Origin of the sequence: Mesorhizobium sp. M0833 (assembly GCF_040319905.1) — a bacterium.
In the GTDB taxonomy this organism is placed as follows: domain Bacteria; phylum Pseudomonadota; class Alphaproteobacteria; order Rhizobiales; family Rhizobiaceae; genus Mesorhizobium.
Genome location: NZ_JAMYOQ010000023.1, coordinates 62,854 through 83,405, shown reverse-complemented (window position 1 = coordinate 83,405; position 20,552 = coordinate 62,854). Strand labels below are relative to the sequence as shown.

Sequence of the window (20,552 nt, the reverse complement as noted above, 5' to 3'; positions counted from 1 at the left end):
GCCTGCGACCTACCACCTGATCTGAGGCCGCGCGATTATCAGCCACAGAATCCCGAGTACGGCGGCGAAGGCTGGGAAGCCGAAGGCGACCCACAGACAGAAGAGCCGACGCAACGGCGCCTGCCGCGGCGGCTTGCGATGCCAGCTTGCGCATCTTATGGCACCGCTGGCGACAGCGAAAGCAGGTGACTAAGTAAGCCAACCCTCACGTCCTATCCGGAGAGGATGATGGGACGCCACATTCCCGCAGGAGGGAAAAGTAAGGAGACTGCACAGCAACCTTTCATGCACAGTCCGGGCTCCTTATTCCGCTGGCTCATGGCGAGAGCCGTCCGCATTTCGGACCGCATTGACGAGCACCCAAAAACGAGCCCGAATCGGATTTCATCATTTGGTTGGGGATTCACATGAACCGATTTCTCTTTGTAATTGCTGATTTTCTGTCCCGGCCGCCAGGCTTTTATCTGATCATCGTGGCCATGATAGCCTGCACTGCGATGGTCCCTTTCGGCCTAACAAGCGTAATCACCTATGCGCTTTCAGTAGCTGCGATTGTGATTACCGGCGTTGTTCTGATCCAGGGTTATCGCGACACTGCTGCCATCCATGCCAAGCTCGATGAAATTATCGTTGCATTGAAGGAAACGAGGAACAATGTCGTCGGGCTGGAGCACGCCGAGCCTGAGGAAATTAAGGCCCATTTGGCGCGGCTCGAAATGGAAGCGGCGGCGGCTGATCAAGAAGCCAAGCACGGGGGAGTTTCTGACGCCTGAGCGCTACTCAAAAGCCATCATGGCAAGCTGAGTCCTGCACGAAGCGGTCGCTCAAGTCCCGCCGGCGGCTGCCAAGCGCAACGAGATGCGCAGCAGCAGTAAGCTTATAAGCGGAGAATGGCTGATCTAACGTATGCGCACTGTGGTAGTCGGCAAGAAGTCTGGCCGTTGCAAACCGGGATGGACGCGAGCGGGCTCGCCGGACTTGCAGTTAGGGGGGCAGCTCGAGGACTGTTTGTGCCCCGGTCGGAATCATTGCGGCCCATCGTATTCCGTGGGAGTGCATCTTTTCGCAGAGCTGCGGAAGCAATTCCAAGAGATGGGCAGGTCTCCCGGCTTTGACCCGCATTATTTGGAAGAACACCGCCGTCGAGCGCTGCCGCATTCTCCAGGGAACGTCGACGCCGTGGGAGGCGTCGGCATAGCGATGTCGGCGAAGCCTGCCTGCGGTCCAGATGCGGAGAGCGGTATGAGCTCACACCACGTCTCTAACAACCGCATCTAATTTCGTTAGGCCTACGCTCGAAGGCCTTTGCGTAAAAAGTCCCTATTCGATTGCGGCCGCCTTGAAGGCATCGATCGCAGCTTGTTGGTTGCAATGACCGGCCAAGCATTCCCTGATCATTCGGACGGCTTCGAGCCGCCGCGGCTTGGCCACGTATGGCCATGGTTGTTCAAGTGCTTTCGCAGCGTCGGATATTGATGCAACCACCATTGGCCTGCAATTCAGGTAAATTGTAATCGGAATGAACGCCGGCATTTTCTCGCTCGCCAGGATTGAACGGGGCTAAACGCGAAGAGAAGGCGGAGGTTGCATGAACGCGCAGCTTCGCGATTTTAAGTCCCGCTACACGATGCAATTGAGACTGAACAGGCCTTCTCGGGGCAAAGCTAAACTCAAAATAACGCCCGTTGGCGGGTCGCCGAATTCTGAAGCGAACAAATCGCCGACAGGCTCCATGGCGCGGTTTACGAACCATGGGCACGATGATCTCCGTGGGCAGGCCATAAATCGGAATCACGGCGGCTCTGAAACGTTCCACCGTGGTGCTGCCGGGCTGTCCGTTTCGGGGTCTAGCTTCGAGGAGCTCGCCCTCGTGCTTTTGCCCCTCAAAATGCGAGATGCGAGACGTCGCCATCCAAGGGCGAGGGGTCGACGTGTCGTCGGTGCAGAGCCGTTGAAGTACGCGTTGGCACAAACCCAGAGCACGTCCTGTTAATCCGGTTCATATCCTGCGGCTTTGAAGTAGTTGGCACATTCGGCTGGGGTGAAGAGGTCGACGACCGCGCCGACCGCGTCCCAGAGAGCCTTGATGGTTCTCTCGGCCTTTGCTCGCAGCAGCGCCCGGACGACGTGAGCCTTACTACAGAGATTCCGTCACAGACCCGAACTTAAAAAGAGTTGCTGATCGCCGCGAGCTGATGTGCATCGTGTAACGGACTTCGAGCGCCGCGCCTTTGCCACTCTGGTCAACCTGCGTCGAACCTGCCCGCCGCTGGAACCGAACCTCTACGCATCTTACACGACGCCCATCGATGAGTAACGGATGATCACCTCGTCCTGACGAAAGCGTCGCTCAAGGTCAGCACGGCGTGTTCGCCAGGCTTGCAGATCAATCTCCTCCGTCATCACCTCGAAGATGACGATCTCATCATAGCTGCACTCGCCGCCTTGCCGCCACAACCCTTCCGCAGGTGCCTGCAAAAAGGCTGTGACGCCGGCGAACTGCTGGGCCAGTTCTTCTTTGAGCCGGTCGAATTCCTGTTTGGGGAACGGTCTGCCGGAATTGTCCGCGCGAGGTAGCAGGATTTGAAAAAGATACATGATGAAACTCAATGATCACGAACGGTCGCCGTGCCTCTTCGTTCCTCATGCTTTGTTTTCGGCGTCGGCGCCTGGCACCGTGCGCTTGGTGTCACCGTGGGCCGTGTTCGGCCTGGACCAATATTCGCCGTCGCCATTTGCAAGATAGTTGTGCATGTCGGTTGCAGCGACCGCTGCGTGACCGAATGCTACGGCAAGCTGATTGATCTCATTGACCACATCTCCGGCTGCATAAAGGCCGGTGACTGCGGTGCGCTGGCGCGAATCTACGACGAGATTGCCCGCTTTGTCACAGCATGCACCAAGGTCGACCGCGAGCCTCGAGCGGATGGTCGAGCCCATCGCAGGGTAGATGGTGTCAAACGACAGCGTTCCGCCGTCGATGAGTTCCACGACCGCCTCCCGGCGCGTGGCGCAAACGGCATTGGGTCTGCATACGCCGATCTCGATACCGGCCCTCTTGAGCTTGGTACGCTTGTCGGGGGAGGGCTCGGATGGATCGGTAATCAGCAAAGTGAGATCCCGTGTGAAGGTGCGCATGAACAACGCCTTTTTCATTGCGTGTTCGATCGGTCCGATGACGGCCACCCGTTTGTCGATGGCTTCATAGCCGTCGCAGATAGGGCACAATCGCAAGACGCCAGCTTGGATCATGTCGGTAACGCCAGGAAAATCTGGCAGGATATCAACAACGCCGGTAGCAATGAGCACCGAGCGGGCACGAATGGGAGATGAAGCGCCCGCCAAAAACCCAGCCTTCGTTTTGCGAATGGATACGATCCTGTCTTGGACCAAGCTCGCGCAGTATCGAGCAGCCTGCAGTTCGAGGCGGTCAAGTAGGTCAGCGCCGGTGATACCGTCCGGGAAGCCTGGGCAGTTGCGCGTCAAGGAAATCCGCTTTGCACGGCTTTCACCTGCGTCGACGACAATTACTCGCCTTCGGAATCTTCCAAGATAAGTCGCAGCTGCTAGGCCCGCTGGCCCGCCACCTACGATCAGGCAGTCGAAGCTTCCTTCATGCCGGCTCCTGTCCCGGTTGACCATCCAGAAACCCTGAAATCACACGGCTGCATCGCGAGCGCATAGTCGAACGCCGTTGAAGAGAACGCGGAGCACGCCATTTGGTTACAAACGTGGAGCTCCCAATTCGCCGGACAGTTCAGCCATTGGGATAGTGCTTTGATGACCTGCCAAGGGAAGCCATCTTCAGCGCGGAATGGAGATGGAGACTGACAGAATAGCGTCGACGACGGGCTGGGGAGTAGGTGTCCGCGGCAGAAGCAGGATGGAGCAGGCGGGCTTTTCCCTCACTTGGGCTGGTCCACCGTGACCGGCCTTCAAAGACGGGGCAGGTGCTATAGCGGGTTCTTCAGTCAGCTCCAATATCCGCCAACAAGACTGCTGGGTAGCAAGTGTTCGTCCATCACCATTTTGCCGGACTTCCGCAGCCCGGGGACCTGAGCGGAATTTACACCTTGCGGTCGATTCGCCGATGCTCGCCAAGCCTCGACAATTGTTCTATGCTCCTTGGCACGGCACAGTTCGCGGTTGCAACGCGGAAGGCTGTTGTCCTGTGGGGGGTCCAATGTTCGAAGTCGTCGGAGACTGGTGGAAAACGGGCTCGAGAAGCTGCTTCGCCCTAAACACCCTTGGCCTGATCGTTGCCGTATCGGTGCTGCTGTTACCTGGGCTGGAAAGCGCCAATGCACAGACGAACTGGACACTCGACCCGACCGCCTCCGTGCTCACCTACCAGTCGGTCAAGAAGAATACGATCGTCGAAACCAACAAGATCAGGAACATAGCCGGCACTCTTTCTTCGACGGGTGAGGCCAAGATCACTTTTGACCTTAACTCCGTCGACACTGGTGTCGACCTTCGCAATGTCCGCATGCGGTTCCTTTTCTTTGAGACATTCAAATATCCGTCCGCCGAACTGACAGCAAAAGTGGACCCTGCCGCATTTGCAGACCTGGCGACCAAGCGAAGGGTGAAGGCAGTGCTGCCATTTCGCCTCAACCTGCACGGCGTCGACAAGGATCTTGAGGCCAATGTCGTCGTAACCATGATCAGCGACAGCATGGTCTCCGTCGCTTCGGAGGCGCCTGTTGCCGTGCATGTCGAGGACTTCGGACTGCTGCCGAATGTCGACAAGCTGCAGCAAGCCGCCAATGTGACCAACATTGTTCCGACCGCTTCGGTATCGTTCGATTTCGTGTTCAACGCTGGCGACAGTAAGCCCGCGGCCGTGCAGACAGTCGCGGCAAGTACTGCCGACGTCGGGCCCGTCGCCACCGACGCCGCGAAAGCGAATTTCAGCGAAGAAGAGTGCCTTAACCGGTTCGCGGTGCTCTCCCGCACTGGGGCCATCTACTTTCGGTCGGCGAGCGCGCGGCTCGACAACCAAAGCCGCCCGCTGTTGGCGGAGGTGGTTGGCGTGGTCGGCAAGTGCCCAGGCCTGAAGGTAGAAGTTTCTGGCTATACCGATTCCGATGGTTCGCCTGCCTCCAACAAGCTGCTGTCGGAGCGCAGAGCCCAGGCCGTTGCCGATGCCATCGTCGCCGCGGGTATTGCACGAACGCAGATCACGGCAACCGGGTATGGCGAGGAGCGGCCTGTCGCGGCTAACGATACGCCGAAGAACAAGGCGCTCAATCGGCGGATCGAGTTTTCCGCCACCAAACTCGTCAACTGAGGAAGGACCTCTTGTTCCGGTGGGGCTTTCATCTGATTGCCTGTTTTGGCAGTGCCCCGCGCGCGATCGGGCTGGCGACGCTCTCGCTATTATTGACATTGACGGCGGCCAATGCGGAACGCCGTGTTGCTCTGGTCCTTGGCAACTCCCAGTACCAGCATGCGCCGGCGCTGACCAACCCGGTCCGGGACGCGCAGGCTGTTGCCAACCGCCTTTCGAAGTTGGACTTTGAAGTCGTCTCCGGTTTCGATCTGACCAAATTGCAGACCCAGACGACGATTGCGCAGTTCGCAAAGCAGGTTCGCGGCGCCGACATTGCGCTTTTCTTTTACGCTGGCCATGGTTTGCAGGTTTCGGGCAGCAACTATCTCCTTCCGGTTGATGCAGCATTGGAAGACGAGACTTCGCTGGATTTCGAGGCGGTGCCTGTCGAGTTCGTTTTGCGGCAAATGTCGCGCGAGACCAGCATAAGACTGATTTTCCTCGACGCCTGTCGCGACAATCCCCTGGCTGAAGTCTTGGCAAAGGCCGCAGGCGTCAAGGGAGCGAGAAGCGGGCTTGCCGAAATCCCGATCGAGAATGGCGGTGCGGGTACACTGGTCGCCTTTTCCACCAGTCCCAATCAGGTTGCCTATGACGGATCAAGCGAGCATTCGCCGTTCACGTCCGCGTTGCTTGCCCATATCGGGGCTTCGAACGTCTCCATCACCGACGCGATGAACATGGTCACCGCCGATGTCTTCAAAGCAACGGCCGGCAAGCAGCGCCCGTGGATCAATGTCTCGCTGACCACCGAGGTCGTTTTGCACAGGGTCGATCTCAACGCGCCGCTGATCGTCGGCGAAGCGACCGCTCCGCAACATGCGGAAGACGGTTCGGATGGGCGCAACGCCAACGCAAATTCGTCAGGCGACGATGAGGCACAGCTTGCGCTTAATGTCCTGCGGCAGAAAATTCCGAAACTGGCTTCGGACGATCCGATCTTTTTCGACCGACCTGTCGATTTTGGAGATCCAAAGATCGACGGCAAGAGTATCGCCGAGCTGATCATGGGCAAGCCTCTCTTTGCTCCCGTGGAAGGGCTCGATAAAGCGGTGTGGCAGGGCAAGCACTGCAATGGCTGCCACGAGTGGGATGAGGTTCGGCTGTGCGAACAGGCGAAGAATTTCGCCGCCAACGATGTGTCCGTGCTGCGTCTGCAACATCCGCTCGGGACGCGCTTCAAGGTGGCGCTAGCCAAGTGGGCGCAAGGCGGCTGCAAGTAAGATCTGGGCCTTCGGTTTGAAAATTCGTGGTCAAACGGGCGATGGGACCAATCTGCGCTTCCGGTTCTCACGGACCCAAATGTCCGCTGCTCCGGTTCTCGAAACCACCACCATATGACTCGCCAGAGCGAATTTCGAAACAGCCTCTAAGGAGGCTTATTTCTATGTGGCGGATGTTGAACCGCGGGCTACGCTCGAGCGTCTGCGACCGAAAATGGCCGCGCGACACCCGCTCGCGGAACTGGAACGTCTCGCCATTGTTGGCCCCTCGAAGGCTGGTGCTCGAGCCATGCGGGAGAGCTACCGACTGTGGTTCGAAGCTGGGGAGCCTGCCGGCAGCGGCGCTCTGTAAATCGACGGATCGGCCTGAGAAGGCGCCTAGAAGAACCTTTACCGTCAACATTAAGGTGAGCGGGGCGGTCTCCATGTCTTCGCTGGGGATGGTGACCAAAGATGTGGGAAACATAGGGGATAGGTCCGACTTACGGGTCCGCACCTTAACCGAACTGATCGAGGACGTCGCCAGGGTACATAACAACGCTGTGCCCACAGGCCTTTGTGGAGCCTAGGGGGCACAAGGTCGTCATCGCGCGAGCCAGTTATCCGATCACCCGCTTAAAGAATTTCCACGGAATATTTCCGACCTCCCATTCCACAGGAAATCGTTTGTTGATCTCTCCTAAGTTCCGGGCAAGATGACCTTAGGGCACTGAGGGGTCGGCCATCTGTAGACCCATTTCGACAAAGGCAGATAGAATGGCAAAACGGTCCGCGAGTGCAACACGCGCCAGCCCTGCCAGAACTCCGGCATTGACGGCATGGGCGGCAGGAAACGGCGGTGAGGCGGGTGGTACTGCTGTGCGGCCGACGGATCGGCAAGCACCATCGCCATTGTCACGCCATCCGGCAGCCAAGGCAATCCAAGCGCCCGGGGTTGTAGGGGGCACTGCCGCTGCCTGGCCCAGCGCGACACGATGGCGGGCGCTGCCCGGTTCGCTGACCCAGTTGCTGACGAGTGCGAGCAGTTGTTGATCGGTTTCATCGAGCAGCTCGCTCAAATGCCCAAGGCATTCATGAGCCCACCAGACCGCAGCCCGATCCGGCAGCAGGTAGGCACAAAAGGTGATTGCCTCTTCGGGAACGCGCCCTGCAAGGAGATCGCGGCAAAACTCGATCGAATGCTGTTCGGTTGGAAGGGTTCGCATGTCTCGGGCAGCGGCGGGACAAGCTAGGAAAAGATCTCGTGCCGTTTTGAATCGGAGCCCGTTGGCCATGACGCCACGCTTTCATCGAGAGCCTGTCAGCACTCAAGCCCGCAGCGCGGCGCTGGTCAAGTCTCTACTCGCAGCGGAGTGATAACGGCGATACAGTCGCGGCTCGGTGTTTCCCGCAGACAATTGCTTCGGAATTTGGTATGTTCACGCTTGATAATATCGGATGCTCAACAGGAGTAACCGCTATGCGGTGGGCCAGTTCACCTTTGGTGTTGGCGGTCATGGTTTTCTCAACGCATGTTTGCGCCGACCCTGTCCAGAAATCAGAAGACATCGTCAAGTTTTTTGCCGGCGCGGCCGATCTTGGCAGGTCGCGCGGAATTTGTGTCGGCACCGAGGAGCAGTGCAAGAGCAAGAGTAAGCCAAACGAGGGACCCGCCGGCAAATCCAGTCTCGACATGCTGATCAATTTCGGACTCGATTCGGCCGAACTTGACGCAACCGCGCGCGCCGAGCTCGCGGAGTTTGCCAAGGCCCTGAAGGACAACCGGCTTAGCAGTTTCCATTTCGTCGTCGAAGGCTACACTGACGCTTCCGGTCCGGCGAACTACAATGAGCGGCTCTCACAGCGACGAGCGCAATCTGTGACGTCCTTCCTGACATCAAGCGGCATTGAGGCGGCTCGGATTAATCCGATCGGCCTGGGCGAAGCGCATCCGCGCAGCCCCAACCCATACGATGCTGTCAATCGCCGTGTGGAAATGCGCATAAAGACCGAGTAGCGCATGCCGCCGAAAACTGTGCGGCAGTTTCGAGCCACAACGGCTTTGCCGCGAGCAGGGCAGTCGTTTGAACCCTTTCTTACGAACGGCTGCGATGGCTCAAAGCGCGTTCTGCACGGAGCTCAGCATCGCCATGATCACGTGTTTGTACTTTGCGAACTCGGGCGATGTCTGCCGGATTTCAGTGGTGGTCGTCGTCTGCTGGCTCGCGGTCGTTGCTGGGCTGAGCTTTCGACCCATCTTCCTTTCGGCCCAGTCCACCACATAGCTGGCGGTCTTGCCGGTGAGAAAGGGATTGGCCTGAATGACGGCTGATCCGAGCACGGCGCTCAGTTGCGCCGAACCCGACGCCGACAGCACCTGATGCGCCCCCTCCATGCCGAGGAAATGGCACAGATAGAGCCGGCCGGCTGTGATTTGGTGGCCGCGCGCCCGAAGATAGGCTTCGCCCTCTCGCGCCAGATTGCGAACCATCTCGCGCGAGATCGTGGCGTCGTAACGCAGGGCAAGCAGGTCGGCGGTCGACAGTGTGCGTGCAAGTTCGGGGCGGTATGTATTCATCATCCGGATCCAGGTCTTGGTGATGAACTGGCCGGCGCCGGTCGCTGAAGAATTCGGGTTCTTGGCACGGGCACTACCGCCACTTTCGACATGGACGATGCGGTCGGTGAGCGTTTCCACGGCGGAAAGATCCGAAGCGACCGCAGTAACCGTACCCAGCGGGTCGATCGCCGCGCCATTCTGGTACAGTTCGAAATGCAGGTGCGGCCCGGTCGACAGTCCGGTGGTGCCGATATAGCCAATGATATCGCCTGCCTTCACCTTGGTGCCGACACCGCCCATGATTGCGAATTTCTGCATATGCGCATAGCGCGTCTCGCGCCCGCTTCCGTGCGAAATCTTGACCAGATTGCCATAGCCGCCCCCATCGCCCTGGAAGCTGATTTCGCCATCGAAGGCGGCTGCGATCGGCGTGCCTACGGGCGCCGCCCAGTCGACGCCCTTATGGATGCGAACGGTGCCCAGAATTGGATGCTTGCGCGGCCCGAAGGTCGAGGTCAAGACCCCGTTGACCGGTGTGACCATGCCGTTGGTGACCGTCAGCGAGCGGACCTGATCGTCGCCTGTGACGCATGCAAACTGGCCATCGCCCTGCTGGAAGACGAAACAGTCGAGACTTTTTGTCGTGCCCTGAACACCAACATACAGCACGCGCCCGGCGCCTTCGTCCTTGCCGCGCGGCGTTTGAGAATAGATCAGCACAAGACGCTGGTCCTCGCTTGCAAAGGCGTCCAGATCCTGTCCTCTCGACAGATACATGATCGCTTCGCCGATCACGCCGGTTGGAACGCTGTTGCGTGCCGCAGTCGAGTAGATCGCGTCGAGCAGACGATACTGCCTTTTGTGGCCGCCTTCCGCCGGCGCGCCCGAGTAGTTGAAGAGATCTTCGCGTACCCAAGGGTCGACGCCGGAGACGAACACGCCCGCGGCATTGCGCGTCAGCGTGCCGACAAAGACGTTCTTGGCGTAGATCGACACCTGCATGAGGGACATCGTTGTCGTCTCGCGGTTGGGCCGGTATCCACGCATGGCCACGACATAGCCCGGTTCAAGGCCGTCCCGGCCGAAGAGGGCCTTCAGCGCCTCGCCTGCCTGCTTGGCGTCGTCGGCGGAGAAATGTGCATCGACCGCAACGCTATCCAGACTGCGATCGTTGAGGATCTTCACGAACGTGTCTTCCGTCGCCTCGAACCGCTGATATTCGTTCGTGACAGTTGCGACGCTGGTGTTGTTTTCGATCTGGGTCTTGTGGAACGCGGGAAGAGCTGCATCGCCTGCGTCGATTGTTTCACCCCAGCCGGCCTCCGGGTCATCGGCTTCGGTCAGTTGATCGGCAGCAGGCGCGGGTTCATCGGCGCCAGGAGCTGGCTGAAGATCGTTCTGCAGATCGCTGGAGGCTGCGGGGGCGGTTTTTCGTTGTGCCTGGAAGAACGCAAAATCCTCCTGCGTCGACGGTATGGTCGTCATGAATTTCTCGCTGGCGCTAAGCATGACGTCGGACAAAATCTCGATCTGTGACGAAACCCCGGCCTGGTCGAGTTCGGCCGGACGCGGAACGACGCGGCCTTTCGTTGCGGCGCCGGAATCGGGTGCGAGCGTGATCCACATCGGGTCTCCCGCCAGGCCGATAATGGCAGGCACATAAACAGAGGCATCGGCCGGCACATCGTCGGCTCCTTCGACCGCATGCAGCTCCTCGTCTTCGTCGCCAAATGACCAGTAGTCCGCGGTGAGATAGAAGCCGGCTGCAATCGAACACAGGAAAACCGTGGCGAGGCCGGCAAGAAGCTTGCGCCAAAACGTGCGCCGGCGAAGGGCAGCGCGTGCTTGCTTCTTTTCCTTGAAGCTGGTGTCGATAGCGTGCGTCACGGACTGCTTCCGGTCAGGAAAAACGTCCACCGCACCTGTTCAAGCGTATCGACTTCGACAAATCGCGCGGCAATATGGCCGCGCTGCCAGCATTCGTCGATGCCGCGTATCGAGAAACGTCGCCGCTCAATGCACATTTCGGTCGATCCGGTCAGGATCGCGTGGCCGAAAACGTCGGTGGCGTAGAGGTAGATGTAGCGGTTCGTCAGTTCTTCGCGGATGACGTTGACGCACTGATTTGCGCCGATGGTCCACCAGCCGTCGGTCTGGTCGGCATTGTCCACCTCCTGGCCGACAGCGAGGTTGACGACGTCGAGCGTCTGATTGCACACCGTGAATTCGGCGCGCGCTTCGTTGCACGAGAGCACGGCTAGCAACGCGGCGGCCGAAACGACCGCAAGCCCCATCCGGCTCATCGAGGCAAGCAAGGTTCGAAGCCGACCACGCTGCTTTACGGGCAGGTCGGAAGACGAGCGGGGCAAACGCGAGCTAAGCAGTTCCATCGGACGCCCATGCTAGCCGCCGAGTCGGAAATACTTGGCACTGGCCGAAAACTTGGAACCGTTGGCCTCAATTTCCTCGAGAATTTTGGGCAACAGCCGTGAGGCTGGCACTGGCGTGGAGATCGCAGCCGCCTGGATGTCCTGGGGCCCGGTGATCACCATGATGATCTGCGGCACGGCCTTGCCTGCAGCCCTGTCGGCGGCGCCGAGACCGATCGGGATGCTGAAGGTAGCCTTGTCCGAGTGAACGACCATGCGGTCATCGAGGTTGAACATCATGCCTTTGTGGTCGATCAGCAGCACGCTGGAAATGAGCCCGCCACGCGTTACCAGCGTACCGCTGATCGGCGTACCGTTCGGCACCGATGTTCGATCGAGAACAAGCTGCGGCTTCTCGCCAGCAGTCTGCCCCAGAAAACGCAGAAAGTTGGTGACTTCGCACTGGCTCGGCTCAATAAGGCGCACGTTGATGTCCGGCTCAACGTGGAACTTTGCCTGGAAATCAGCCAGCATCTGCTCGAATGGCTGGACCGCGGTTCCAAATCCTTCGATCGCAGCGGTCTTATCGGTTATCGAGGTTACGGCGGCGTAGAAACAGTCGCCGCCGCTGAAGTCGCGAACCCACGACACACGTTGCGCTATCTCGTCGATTACTGGGGCAACTTCCGGCTTGGGCAAGTTCAGGGCGACCATGGCCGGATCTGGTTCTCCGGCCGCCGGTTGGTCGGGCTGCTGCTCCTTTGCCCTCGTCGTATCCGCCTGGCGTGCAGCCGGCTCGGGAACGGGCGCTGCTGGTATCGTCTTCGCCGGCCGGTTCGCCTGGTGTTTGGGCGGCGGCAGGACGGCCTGCTGCTCCTTTGGGCTCGTCGCACCTGCCTGGCCCGCAGCCGGTTCGGGAGCTGGCACGGCCGGTTTCGCCCCCGCCTGCGGGCTTGCCTGCTGTTCAGGCTTTTGGCTCGGTGCGGCGTCTGGCTGCGCGGCGCGCGGCGCCGGAGCCTTGTCGACCAGCGGGAGAGCCGGAGCAATCGTGGCAGGCGGCGAGGGCGTATCGGGCTGAAATGATGGCGTTGCGGTTTCGGCCGGCAGTTGCGCCGCGCTTGCCGACGGCTTCGACTTTTCCTGCATTTGCGGGAGCATCTTGGGCGACGCTGCCGGCGGCTGCGTTCTGGCTGCGGCGGCCTCCGTCTGATTTTCAGTTGGCGCTAATGTAGCTTCCGTTTCCGGCTTTGGGGCTGGAACTGCCTGTGGCGGCTCAGGCGCGTGCGCATCATTGTCCGTCGCCAGCGGCTTTGACGCCTCTGCCTCAGGAATTGATGCATCGGGGAAAGGCGTTGTTGCTTGTGGTGAAAGTTGCGGTGGCTCTGGCGCGGAAAGCGAGGTTTTGACAGCGCTCGGTGCGGTGGGCGTTATAAAGCCGCTAAAATAGAGGCCGGCAACTGAGGCGAGAGCCAATGTCGCGAAGGCAGAGATGGCGATGCCTCGGCCTTTTGTAGATGTTCCGCGAACAGCACCAACGAGGGCACGTGGCGGCGCAGCGACCGGTGAGGCCCGAGGTTCGGACAGCAGCGCTGGTCGGACATGCGGGACAAAGCGCTGCCCACCCGAGCCTGCCAAAGGCCCGCCATGGCCCAAGACATCGGATGGCGGGGACGAGGCCTTCGGGTCGGGCGCAAGGGTTTGCCCCGCTCGTGGCAAACCCGGCCTGTCGCGGTTTGGGATGAACGTCGGCGGCGTTGTCCCTTCGTCCTCGTCACGCGTCATCCTGGCAATTTCCGCCATGCTCACCGGGCGGTCTCGCGGATCCGGCTGCAGCATGGCTTCGACAATGTCACGAAAATCGTCATCGATGTCGGACAGGTCAGGCACGGTCCGACGCTTTTCGATGATCTCGAATTGGGATCCGCTCATGTCGATCGGCTTCCCGCGCAGGGCGGCAACCAACACCAGCCCCAGGCTGTAGATGTCGGACTGCTCGCTGACATCGCCGCTGTACAGCCCAAGCTGTTCGGGGGAAACGTAGTTGTACTTTCCCGCGAATTTTCCGCCGATCAGGGTCTCCCCGCCGACGGTCGCCGATCGCGCGATTCCGAAATCGATGATCTTGGCGCGATCGACCTGACCTCCGGGCAAGATGATGTTGTCCGGAGAGAGGTCGCGGTGTATTGCTCCTGCCTGATGCACGGCGCTCAGACCCGACGTGAGGCGATGGCAGAGCTTGCGCACCTGCTCAGTCGGCATAGGGCCACGTCGCATGATGTCGTATAGGGACTCACCGTCGACGAATTCCATCGCAAGGTAGGGACGACCGATCCCTGGATCGATCGTGAAGACGTGATAACGCACGACCGCATCGTGCGAGAGGTGATTGAGGATCGACGCTTCCTTGCGGAACAAGGACAAGATCGTCGGGTCGCGGGCAAATTCGGGCAGGACGATCTTGATCGCGACATGGTCGCCAGTCTGAATGTTGTGGCCGCGGTAGACCTCGCCCATGCCGCCGAATGCGATCCGCTCGTCAAGTTCGTAGATGCCGCTGAGCTGCGTGCCGACGGCGGTGTTGGCCAGCTGCGGCGATATTCGCGTCTTGTCGTCGGCGCTCATCAGCCTCAACCCTCCGCTCTGGACAGATCAGGGTAGGGGGGGTGTCCGTTGCTTCTGCTTGCGAATTTTACCAGCACAATCGTGACATTGTCTGTCCCGCCTCGCTCCAGCACCGTTTTCAGCAGAGCCTCACAGGCCGCCTGAGGTGTTGCAGTCACAACTGCGGCGCCGATCTCGGCGTCGGTCAGATGCGCCGTCAGCCCATCGGTGCACAACACAAAGATGTCTCCCGGCATGATTTCCCCTTGCTGGAAATCGATGACGATTTCGTCGCTGACGCCTACCGCATGCGTGATGACATTGCGGCGCGGCCAGGTGAGCGCCTCGGCCGCGCTGATCATGCCACGGTCGAGAAGTTCCTGAACTTCGGTGTGGTCCTTCGAGATCTGCGAGATGGATCCGTTGCGGATCAGATAGACCCGGCTGTCGCCCGCCCATAGGCAAGCAAATCGCCCATCCATCGCCAGCAGGGCGGCAACGGTGGAGCCGATGGTTATGCCGCGGGACTCGGAGATCCTGCGGATCTCGGCGTTGGCGCGGCTCAGCCTGTCCTCGAAGCGCGCACGAAGATCCGGGGCGGAACTGGCAATGCCGATCGTGGCCAGATGGTCGACAATGCTGGCTGAAGCGACCTCTCCGGCTTCATGCCCACCCATACCGTCGGCCACCACCCACAGGCCGGTTCGTGGCTCGACCAGATAGTTGTCTTCATTGTGCTCACGGACACAGCCATTGTGGCTTACGCCGAAGCTCTCAAAGGAAAGGGCGACATCGCTCAACTTGCCACCAAGCGCTTCTCGAAGCGTCCTCTGCAGCGCACTCTAAGGCGCTCGCTGGCGCCACTTTGCCACAGGCTCGAATATTAAAATATCGAAATCTAGCTTTGAGCGCGTGACCTTCGTGGCGGGTCACCCCGACAAAGAGCTCAAGTGATGATTTGAGGGCGCGACAGCGCTCCGTCGCCTGATCAACTGCGCATCCTGCGATCTCCCCGCCTGTCACAACGTGCCGGTGCCGAAGTGTTCCAGCTCTTATCCCACAACCAACCAGGCAGCCAGTCAGGTAACGCCGGAATGACGCCGTGCGATCTCGCCTTGATCGGTGCTCCAGACGACGACCTAGATGCCACTGTCAGGACCCGGCATCTTTCAGGATCCGAGCGAGCGACGTGCCACCCAGCGCAAATTGCCGACCCCGTCGTTAAAACAGGAGCGTCGGTATATTCAAAATATCGATCCTCACCCTAGCTTGGTTTCGCGATCTTACTTGCCTTCGGCGAGGTCAAATCCTTCTCAAAACGCCTTCGGACAGCTGAAAGCAGAAAGTGCGGGAAGGAAGAAGGGGCTGGGTCCGGAGCCGGTCTGGATCGTATAGCTGACGTCGCGTCCGCCGATTACGAAGCGCGCCTCAACAGTGCCGTCTTTTCTGGTGATCGTCGCCTTGTCCAGCAACCGCTTCAGCGACCACGGCCCTTCGAAGCCGATAACGGATTCGCGGCCCGGCATTTCCGGCGTCAGCCTCAGACTGGCGGATGTCGAGGCCGCACCGGTCGGCCAGGACACAGTGCTTGGCGTGTTAGCCGCCTGGTTGCTCTGGACGATCTGGCCATCGACGTCGAGCACCGCAGCATCTGCATCTCCATTCAGCGAGAACGGGGTAAAGGTCAGGTTGACTGACGGCATTGACCCGCCCGACGGGAAAAATGCGCCGCGGATTTCCGCAGCCAGCTGAAAGTTTTTCAGCGTCGACTTCGACAGGTCGCGCCCAAAGCGTGCATCCTGTTTCCAGCTCCAGTCCTGGCCGCTCATGTCGATCAAGGAAGCAAGGTTTTGTGCGAAGAACCGGTCCATCAGGCCGCCCGGAGAGAACAATTTGGCGAAGTCCGCCATCGCAATATCCTCGGTACCATCGCCGGCGAAGGGGTAGCGGCCGTTGACCGCCTTCTCGCAGGGCTGCGTGACGGCCTGGTCGAGCATCTCATTCAGATTCGTCAACGAAATTTCAGCCGCGTTGCCCTCAAATTCGTCTGCAGTTGCGTTGACCATTCTGCCGAGTTGCTTGGGCAGACGCGATGCATTGGCGCGAAGGGTGGCTATCTGCAGCTGCAGGTTGGCGTTGACACGTTCCGTCTGCGAAGGGACCTCGGTTGCCAGTCGCAGGCTCTGGTGGATGTCGCGAAAATTCTGGGTCAGCGCATCGATCGGTCGGTGTCCAAAAGGACCGCTTACCAGAGCCTGGAAGGACCTGAACTGCGCTTCGATGTTTGCCCCAGGGTTCTGGCTATGAAATTTCTCGGACCCCGTACCGGCACGGCTTTGCGATTTTGCGGAGCCAATTTGGATGCCGATGCGAGCCAGGCCCTTGGCCATGTCTGCGGCGTCCTGGGACTGGCGCAGGACGGTGCCGACCTGCATCCCAGTGCCCGAGTCGGCGCCGGAGACAGAGTCGCGCGCCAGGGTTGTTTCCTCGGCCATCGCGGTAAAAAGCTGTTCGATCGGCGAGCTTGGTGAGGCTACGGCGGAAAGCGCGACATAGTGCGGCTTGTCGTTCAGCATGGCCTTTAATTTCAAACCATCGAGAACGCTGTTCCACGCGGCTGCGAACTCCCTGCCGTAGCGATCGAGAAGTTCGGGGCCGAGTTTGAGCAACGCCTGATCGATGTCGCCTTGCTCGCCGCCACCGCCCAGAACCCACTGGTCGTCGACGAGTGTCTGGGCAATGCGCGAAAGCTGTCCGAGAAAAAAATTGTTGAATCCGGCTTGGGTGTAGAGACCGGGTATACGAAGCTTCGACAGATCGCCGCCATCGACGCGCTCGAACACAAGCTGCGCTTCCGGTCCAGCTTTTTGAGAGACGGCAAAATCGTCCAGCGCAGCCGCATACACCGCCGACTTGATCAATGCTGACGCGCGATCCGCAAGGCTCATGCGCCCGAGCGAACGCTGGGCGGCTTCCACAAGCGGCTGGTTGAGTTGGAAAACTGGATCATAGGCATCGTCCAACGCGAGCATGGCGCGTAGGTGCTTTTCGAGCTGCGCGCGTCCTTCCCGGTTGCTCTCGCCTGGATACCGGTTCTTTTCCCAATCCTGCTTCATCCAAGAGATGATCAGTGCGTCATCGACCTTGGGTGCCTTGCCGCCGAGCATCAGGTAGATCTTGAGCGGTTCGTAAAGCGTGGCGGGCTCAGCCATCGTCGCCTGGACCGTCCGCTCAGCCTGAACGAGCAGACGCGACCGCAACATTCGTTCCAGCGCTTGCCGATAGGCCGTTGTCGATGCAGAACTAAGCCTTTCCCGTTGGCTCAGGCCGAACGTTTCGTTGATCGGGATCGGTGAGTCACTGCTTTCGAAACCGGCCGGCATGTTGCGCAATTGGTCGAGTGGCCCGATGACGTTTTCAAGGTCGACATCCGCGACCGTCGTGCTTTTGAGCAGGGCGTCCGCTGTCTCGCGATATTGGCTCGTCGCCTGCGTCATAGAGGCGATCAGCGAGCGGTTGGCCATGAAGCTCATCCCGAGCGCGCCAAGGGCCGCTGCAGTGATCAAGGCTATGATGCCAAAGCCGCCATATCTGAGGGCCGCTGCCCGCCTCTCGGTCGCTCGGTCATAGGAAACCCATCCGGATTCAGCGAAAATGACATCGGTCAGGAGATCGTGCAAAAAGAAGCTCCTGCCGGTCCCGGACAGGTGGGGGCGGGAATTGTTGCCGAAACTGCGGCCGATTGCGCCCAAGACCTGATCGATGGGCGTTCCCTCCTGCGTCCCCGACGAGAAGTAGATCCCACGCAAACTGACGTTCACCTGGCTGCGGACCGGATCGAACAGGCTGGTCACGAAATTGGCAATTCGCCCCTTGAGCGCGTAAAACTGGGCCGGAAAGCCAAAGATCGATATGCGCGAGACCGGATCAAGCTCTTCCTGCAGGCGGTCAGCCATCTCGTCCGCCAAGCGGTTCGCCAGCGCATCGAATTCGGCCGGAGCCTCACCGGTCATGTTCTTGTTGCGGTCTGTGGTCTGGAATGTCGCGCCCCAGACCTTGCGCCTGCGCGGCTCCTCGAAACTGCTGAAGTATTCCATGAAGCCGGAAACAAGATCGGCCTTGGTGAACAGCAGGTACACCGGAAACTGAATTTTAAGCGTCTGGTGGATCTCCCTCAGGCGACTGCGTATTTCAACGACTTGGGCATCTAGCTGCTGCTCATCGAGGCTGATGAGGTCGGCAAGGCTGATGGCCAGGATGACCCCGTTGATCGGTTGCCTTGTGCGGAATTTCTTGAGCAATGACAAAAACGCAAGCCAGCTCTTGCTGTCGCTTCCAGCACTGGAATCCTGCGTGGTGTAACGTCCTGCCGTGTCGATCAGCACAGCCCCTTCAGTGAACCACCAATCGCAGGAGCGGGTGCCGCCAACACCGGCCACCGGCTGGGCGTCTCCTGAACCGGCAAGCGGAAAATTCAGACCCGAATTGACCAGTGCCGTCGTCTTGCCGGCGCCCGGCGGGCCAATGACGATGTACCATGGAATATCGTAGAGGAAATTGCGCTTGCCGCTCGAGCGTTTGAGTGTTCCGATGGCCTCACTCATGCGCGCCTCGAGCACCGGTGAATCGTCATTGCCCTCGTCGCCGCGAGCAATGACGATCTCGAGCGCTTTTTGCGCCTTTCTCACCTGCCAGACGCGCACTCCGTAAACGAGGGCCGCGGTCGCTACGATCGTGCCGATGATTGTCGCGCGCAACCAAACAGGTCCCAGCGGCCGGATATCGGCGAAGCGGATCAAAGGCCCAGCAAACCAGATCGCTGCCGCGAAACCGGCCAACGCGGCCGTGCTGAATATCCGCGGCAGCCAACGCATCATTGGCGTTTCCCACCGGCGGTCTTCACAGCGTTTCCTCCTTGGGGATCATCACGTCGACACGGCGGTTCTTGGCGCGGCCCTCGGACGTCGCATTGTCGGCAATTGGCTCATCTGCGCCCTTGCCATCGGCGGTCACTCGCGCGGGATCGCTAAGTTTCGCGGCGATCATTGTTCCAACAGCCTTCGCGCGGGCGACCGAAAGGTCAAAGTTGGATTTGAACGCGCTCGATTTCCGTGGCTTCACGTTGTCCGTGTGGCCAACGATCCTGATTGGCCCCGGCTCGTGCTCAAGGGCTGCGGCAATCTGTTCGGCCAGTGACTGAGACTCAGGCTTCACTTCGGTCTTGCCCGGCTGAAACAACAATTGATTGTTGATCTCCACTACGATGAAGTCGCCTTTTGTGCCGATGGTCATCCCGCCGCGCTCGACTTGCGTGGACAGTGCCGAGCGGATGCGGTCGATCTGCTCGGTTACGGCAGGCGAGGCAACTGTCGCCGGTTCGGCAAGTGGGGGTACCACACTGGCGCGCTCGATCGTCATGGGTGTCGAGGGATTGAGCGCCAGCAACTGTCTGGCTGCAGCATCGCCTTCATCGGTCACGAACGCGCGCAACGTGAAGAACGCGGCCGTCAGCAGGGCTGATGCCGCGGCGGCAACGCCCCAGAGCGGCAGGCGGGTCGAAGACGGCACCATCGTCGCCGCCATGCTTTGCCAGCGGGGGGAGATGTCCTCTCCGGCGCGGGCCCTGAAGTAGCGAAGCGTCTCGTAGACGTCGCGCCGCACACGTTCGAGACTGATATCGTCGCGCGCCAGGCCCCGATACTGGCCCTCAAATCCCAGGGACAGGCAGACATGCATCAGCTCCAGCAGGTCTAAGTGTGGCTCCGGATTGGCCAGCACCTTGTTTAGCGCTTCGAAAAAGCCGGCGCCCGTGGCTTCGAGGTGAAAAAACCGCGACAACATACTGTGCTGTGCCCAGGTGTCCTTGCCGGTCCAGGGCAGGTTGCCAACAAGATCGTCGGCAGTTTCGCAAAGGGCGAACTTCGCGATCCGCGCATCCTCTTCGGCAACGCCCGACTTCTCCAGCGTCCGGTCGAACCTCTCGATCGCTTCGGCGATATGCTCGGCCAGTGGCGCCGCCTGTCTTTCAACCGGCACAAGCCTGAGATGCCCGAACAGGACAAGCAATGGTGCTGACGCCGCGAGGATCGGATTTGCTGTCGAATATTTGACCGTGTCGGCGGCTTCGAGCAGCACCTCCTGCTGAATGATCGGCCTTGACTCGGCTGTCTCGGCTTTGGCCGCTGCACCGGACGACGCTCCCTGATAAAAAATGGTTCCGGATGTCCAGTCCGGCGGCATATGCCGACCTATGTCAGGATCGAAAACTGTCGATTCCTTGACGTCCAAGGGCCTGACCGACTTGGCAATCGGTTCGTTTGCGGCTGGTTTGGCATTCTGCCCGCGCCCTGGATTGGTGCGGATGACGGTCTTGCCGACCGGGCCGAAAGGATCGTCCTTCGGGCTCATTGCCGGTGTGCCGCCGCGATGCAATGTCCGCGCTCGCGTTCGAGAGGCGCCAGATCTTTCCTGGCCGGATAGGGCAA

At 59.9% G+C, this 20,552-nt stretch carries 16 protein-coding genes and 1 pseudogene; 5 read left to right on the top strand and 12 right to left on the bottom strand.

The window, feature by feature from the left end:
• Both NKH98_RS33005 and NKH98_RS23620 read left to right on the top strand, forming a co-directional pair.
• On the top strand, window positions 1-189 hold a 189-nt coding region (locus NKH98_RS33005), incomplete at its 5' end, for a hypothetical protein (protein WP_502894307.1).
• Between the two features lie 218 nt (window positions 190-407).
• The gene (locus NKH98_RS23620) at window positions 408-773 is read left to right on the top strand and encodes a low affinity iron permease family protein (protein WP_352902137.1); all 366 of its coding nucleotides are present in this window, start codon (window positions 408-410) and stop codon (window positions 771-773) included.
• A 547-nt stretch (window positions 774-1,320) separates the two neighbouring features.
• On the opposite strand, the gene NKH98_RS23615 is transcribed toward NKH98_RS23620, so the two are convergent.
• The 5 genes and pseudogenes from NKH98_RS23615 to NKH98_RS23595 all read right to left on the bottom strand — a co-directional run bounded on the left by NKH98_RS23615 (window position 1,321) and on the right by NKH98_RS23595 (window position 3,642).
• Window positions 1,321-1,488, bottom strand: coding sequence for a DUF982 domain-containing protein (locus NKH98_RS23615; protein ID WP_352902153.1), 168 nt, complete (start codon window positions 1,486-1,488; stop codon window positions 1,321-1,323).
• Complete coding sequence (locus tag NKH98_RS23610) at window positions 1,448-1,816, bottom strand: hypothetical protein (protein WP_352508055.1); 369 nt, start codon at window positions 1,814-1,816, stop codon at window positions 1,448-1,450. The genes NKH98_RS23615 and NKH98_RS23610 overlap by 41 nt, the downstream gene beginning before the upstream one ends.
• Before the next feature lie 173 nt (window positions 1,817-1,989).
• Window positions 1,990-2,124: pseudogene (locus NKH98_RS23605) on the bottom strand (IS630 family transposase); the annotation flags it as partial.
• A gap of 168 nt (window positions 2,125-2,292) precedes the next feature.
• The gene (locus NKH98_RS23600) at window positions 2,293-2,598 is read right to left on the bottom strand and encodes a hypothetical protein (protein ID WP_352752036.1); all 306 of its coding nucleotides are present in this window, start codon (window positions 2,596-2,598) and stop codon (window positions 2,293-2,295) included.
• Window positions 2,599-2,643: 45 nt separating this feature from the next.
• Window positions 2,644-3,642, bottom strand: a complete 999-nt coding sequence (locus tag NKH98_RS23595) for an NAD(P)/FAD-dependent oxidoreductase (RefSeq protein ID WP_352508016.1) — start codon at window positions 3,640-3,642, stop codon at window positions 2,644-2,646.
• Between the two features lie 541 nt (window positions 3,643-4,183).
• On the opposite strand from NKH98_RS23595, the gene NKH98_RS23590 reads away from it, so the two are divergent.
• Both NKH98_RS23590 and NKH98_RS23585 read left to right on the top strand, forming a co-directional pair.
• The gene (locus NKH98_RS23590) at window positions 4,184-5,293 is read left to right on the top strand and encodes an OmpA family protein (protein WP_352508017.1); all 1,110 of its coding nucleotides are present in this window, start codon (window positions 4,184-4,186) and stop codon (window positions 5,291-5,293) included.
• Window positions 5,294-5,304: 11 nt separating this feature from the next.
• Window positions 5,305-6,558, top strand: a complete 1,254-nt coding sequence (locus NKH98_RS23585) for a caspase family protein (RefSeq protein ID WP_352902135.1) — start codon at window positions 5,305-5,307, stop codon at window positions 6,556-6,558.
• A 701-nt stretch (window positions 6,559-7,259) separates the two neighbouring features.
• Here the strand turns inward: NKH98_RS23585 and NKH98_RS23580 are convergent.
• On the bottom strand, window positions 7,260-7,832 hold the full coding sequence (locus NKH98_RS23580) for a DUF6931 family protein (RefSeq protein WP_352902132.1): 573 nt from the start codon (window positions 7,830-7,832) through the stop codon (window positions 7,260-7,262).
• A 185-nt stretch (window positions 7,833-8,017) separates the two neighbouring features.
• Here NKH98_RS23580 and NKH98_RS23575 point away from each other — a divergent pair, with 185 nt between their 5' ends.
• The gene (locus tag NKH98_RS23575) at window positions 8,018-8,554 is read left to right on the top strand and encodes an OmpA family protein (protein ID WP_352802104.1); all 537 of its coding nucleotides are present in this window, start codon (window positions 8,018-8,020) and stop codon (window positions 8,552-8,554) included.
• 99 nt (window positions 8,555-8,653) lie between these two features.
• Here NKH98_RS23575 and NKH98_RS23570 read toward each other — a convergent pair whose 3' ends face one another.
• The 6 genes from NKH98_RS23570 to tssL form a co-directional block, all read right to left on the bottom strand.
• On the bottom strand, window positions 8,654-10,984 hold the full coding sequence (locus NKH98_RS23570; protein WP_352902130.1) for a M23 family metallopeptidase: 2,331 nt from the start codon (window positions 10,982-10,984) through the stop codon (window positions 8,654-8,656).
• Window positions 10,981-11,487: a DUF1036 domain-containing protein gene (locus tag NKH98_RS23565; RefSeq protein ID WP_352778453.1), complete on the bottom strand. Its 507-nt coding sequence runs from the start codon at window positions 11,485-11,487 to the stop codon at window positions 10,981-10,983. The genes NKH98_RS23570 and NKH98_RS23565 overlap by 4 nt, the downstream gene beginning before the upstream one ends.
• A 12-nt stretch (window positions 11,488-11,499) precedes the next feature.
• Window positions 11,500-14,088 carry a serine/threonine-protein kinase gene (locus NKH98_RS23560; RefSeq protein ID WP_352902127.1) on the bottom strand — a complete coding sequence of 863 codons (2,589 nt, stop codon included), beginning with the start codon at window positions 14,086-14,088 and terminating at the stop codon, window positions 11,500-11,502.
• Between the two features lie 5 nt (window positions 14,089-14,093).
• Entirely contained in the window at window positions 14,094-14,867 is a 774-nt protein-coding gene (locus tag NKH98_RS23555; protein ID WP_352479434.1) for a PP2C family protein-serine/threonine phosphatase, read from the bottom strand.
• Between the two features lie 513 nt (window positions 14,868-15,380).
• On the bottom strand, window positions 15,381-18,944 hold the full coding sequence (gene tssM, locus NKH98_RS23550) for a type VI secretion system membrane subunit TssM (RefSeq protein ID WP_352902123.1): 3,564 nt from the start codon (window positions 18,942-18,944) through the stop codon (window positions 15,381-15,383).
• A 22-nt stretch (window positions 18,945-18,966) separates the two neighbouring features.
• A complete protein-coding gene (tssL, locus tag NKH98_RS23545; protein WP_352902120.1) occupies window positions 18,967-20,475 on the bottom strand; it encodes a type VI secretion system protein TssL, long form in 1,509 nt (502 codons plus the stop codon).
• Window positions 20,476-20,552 lie beyond the last annotated feature (77 nt).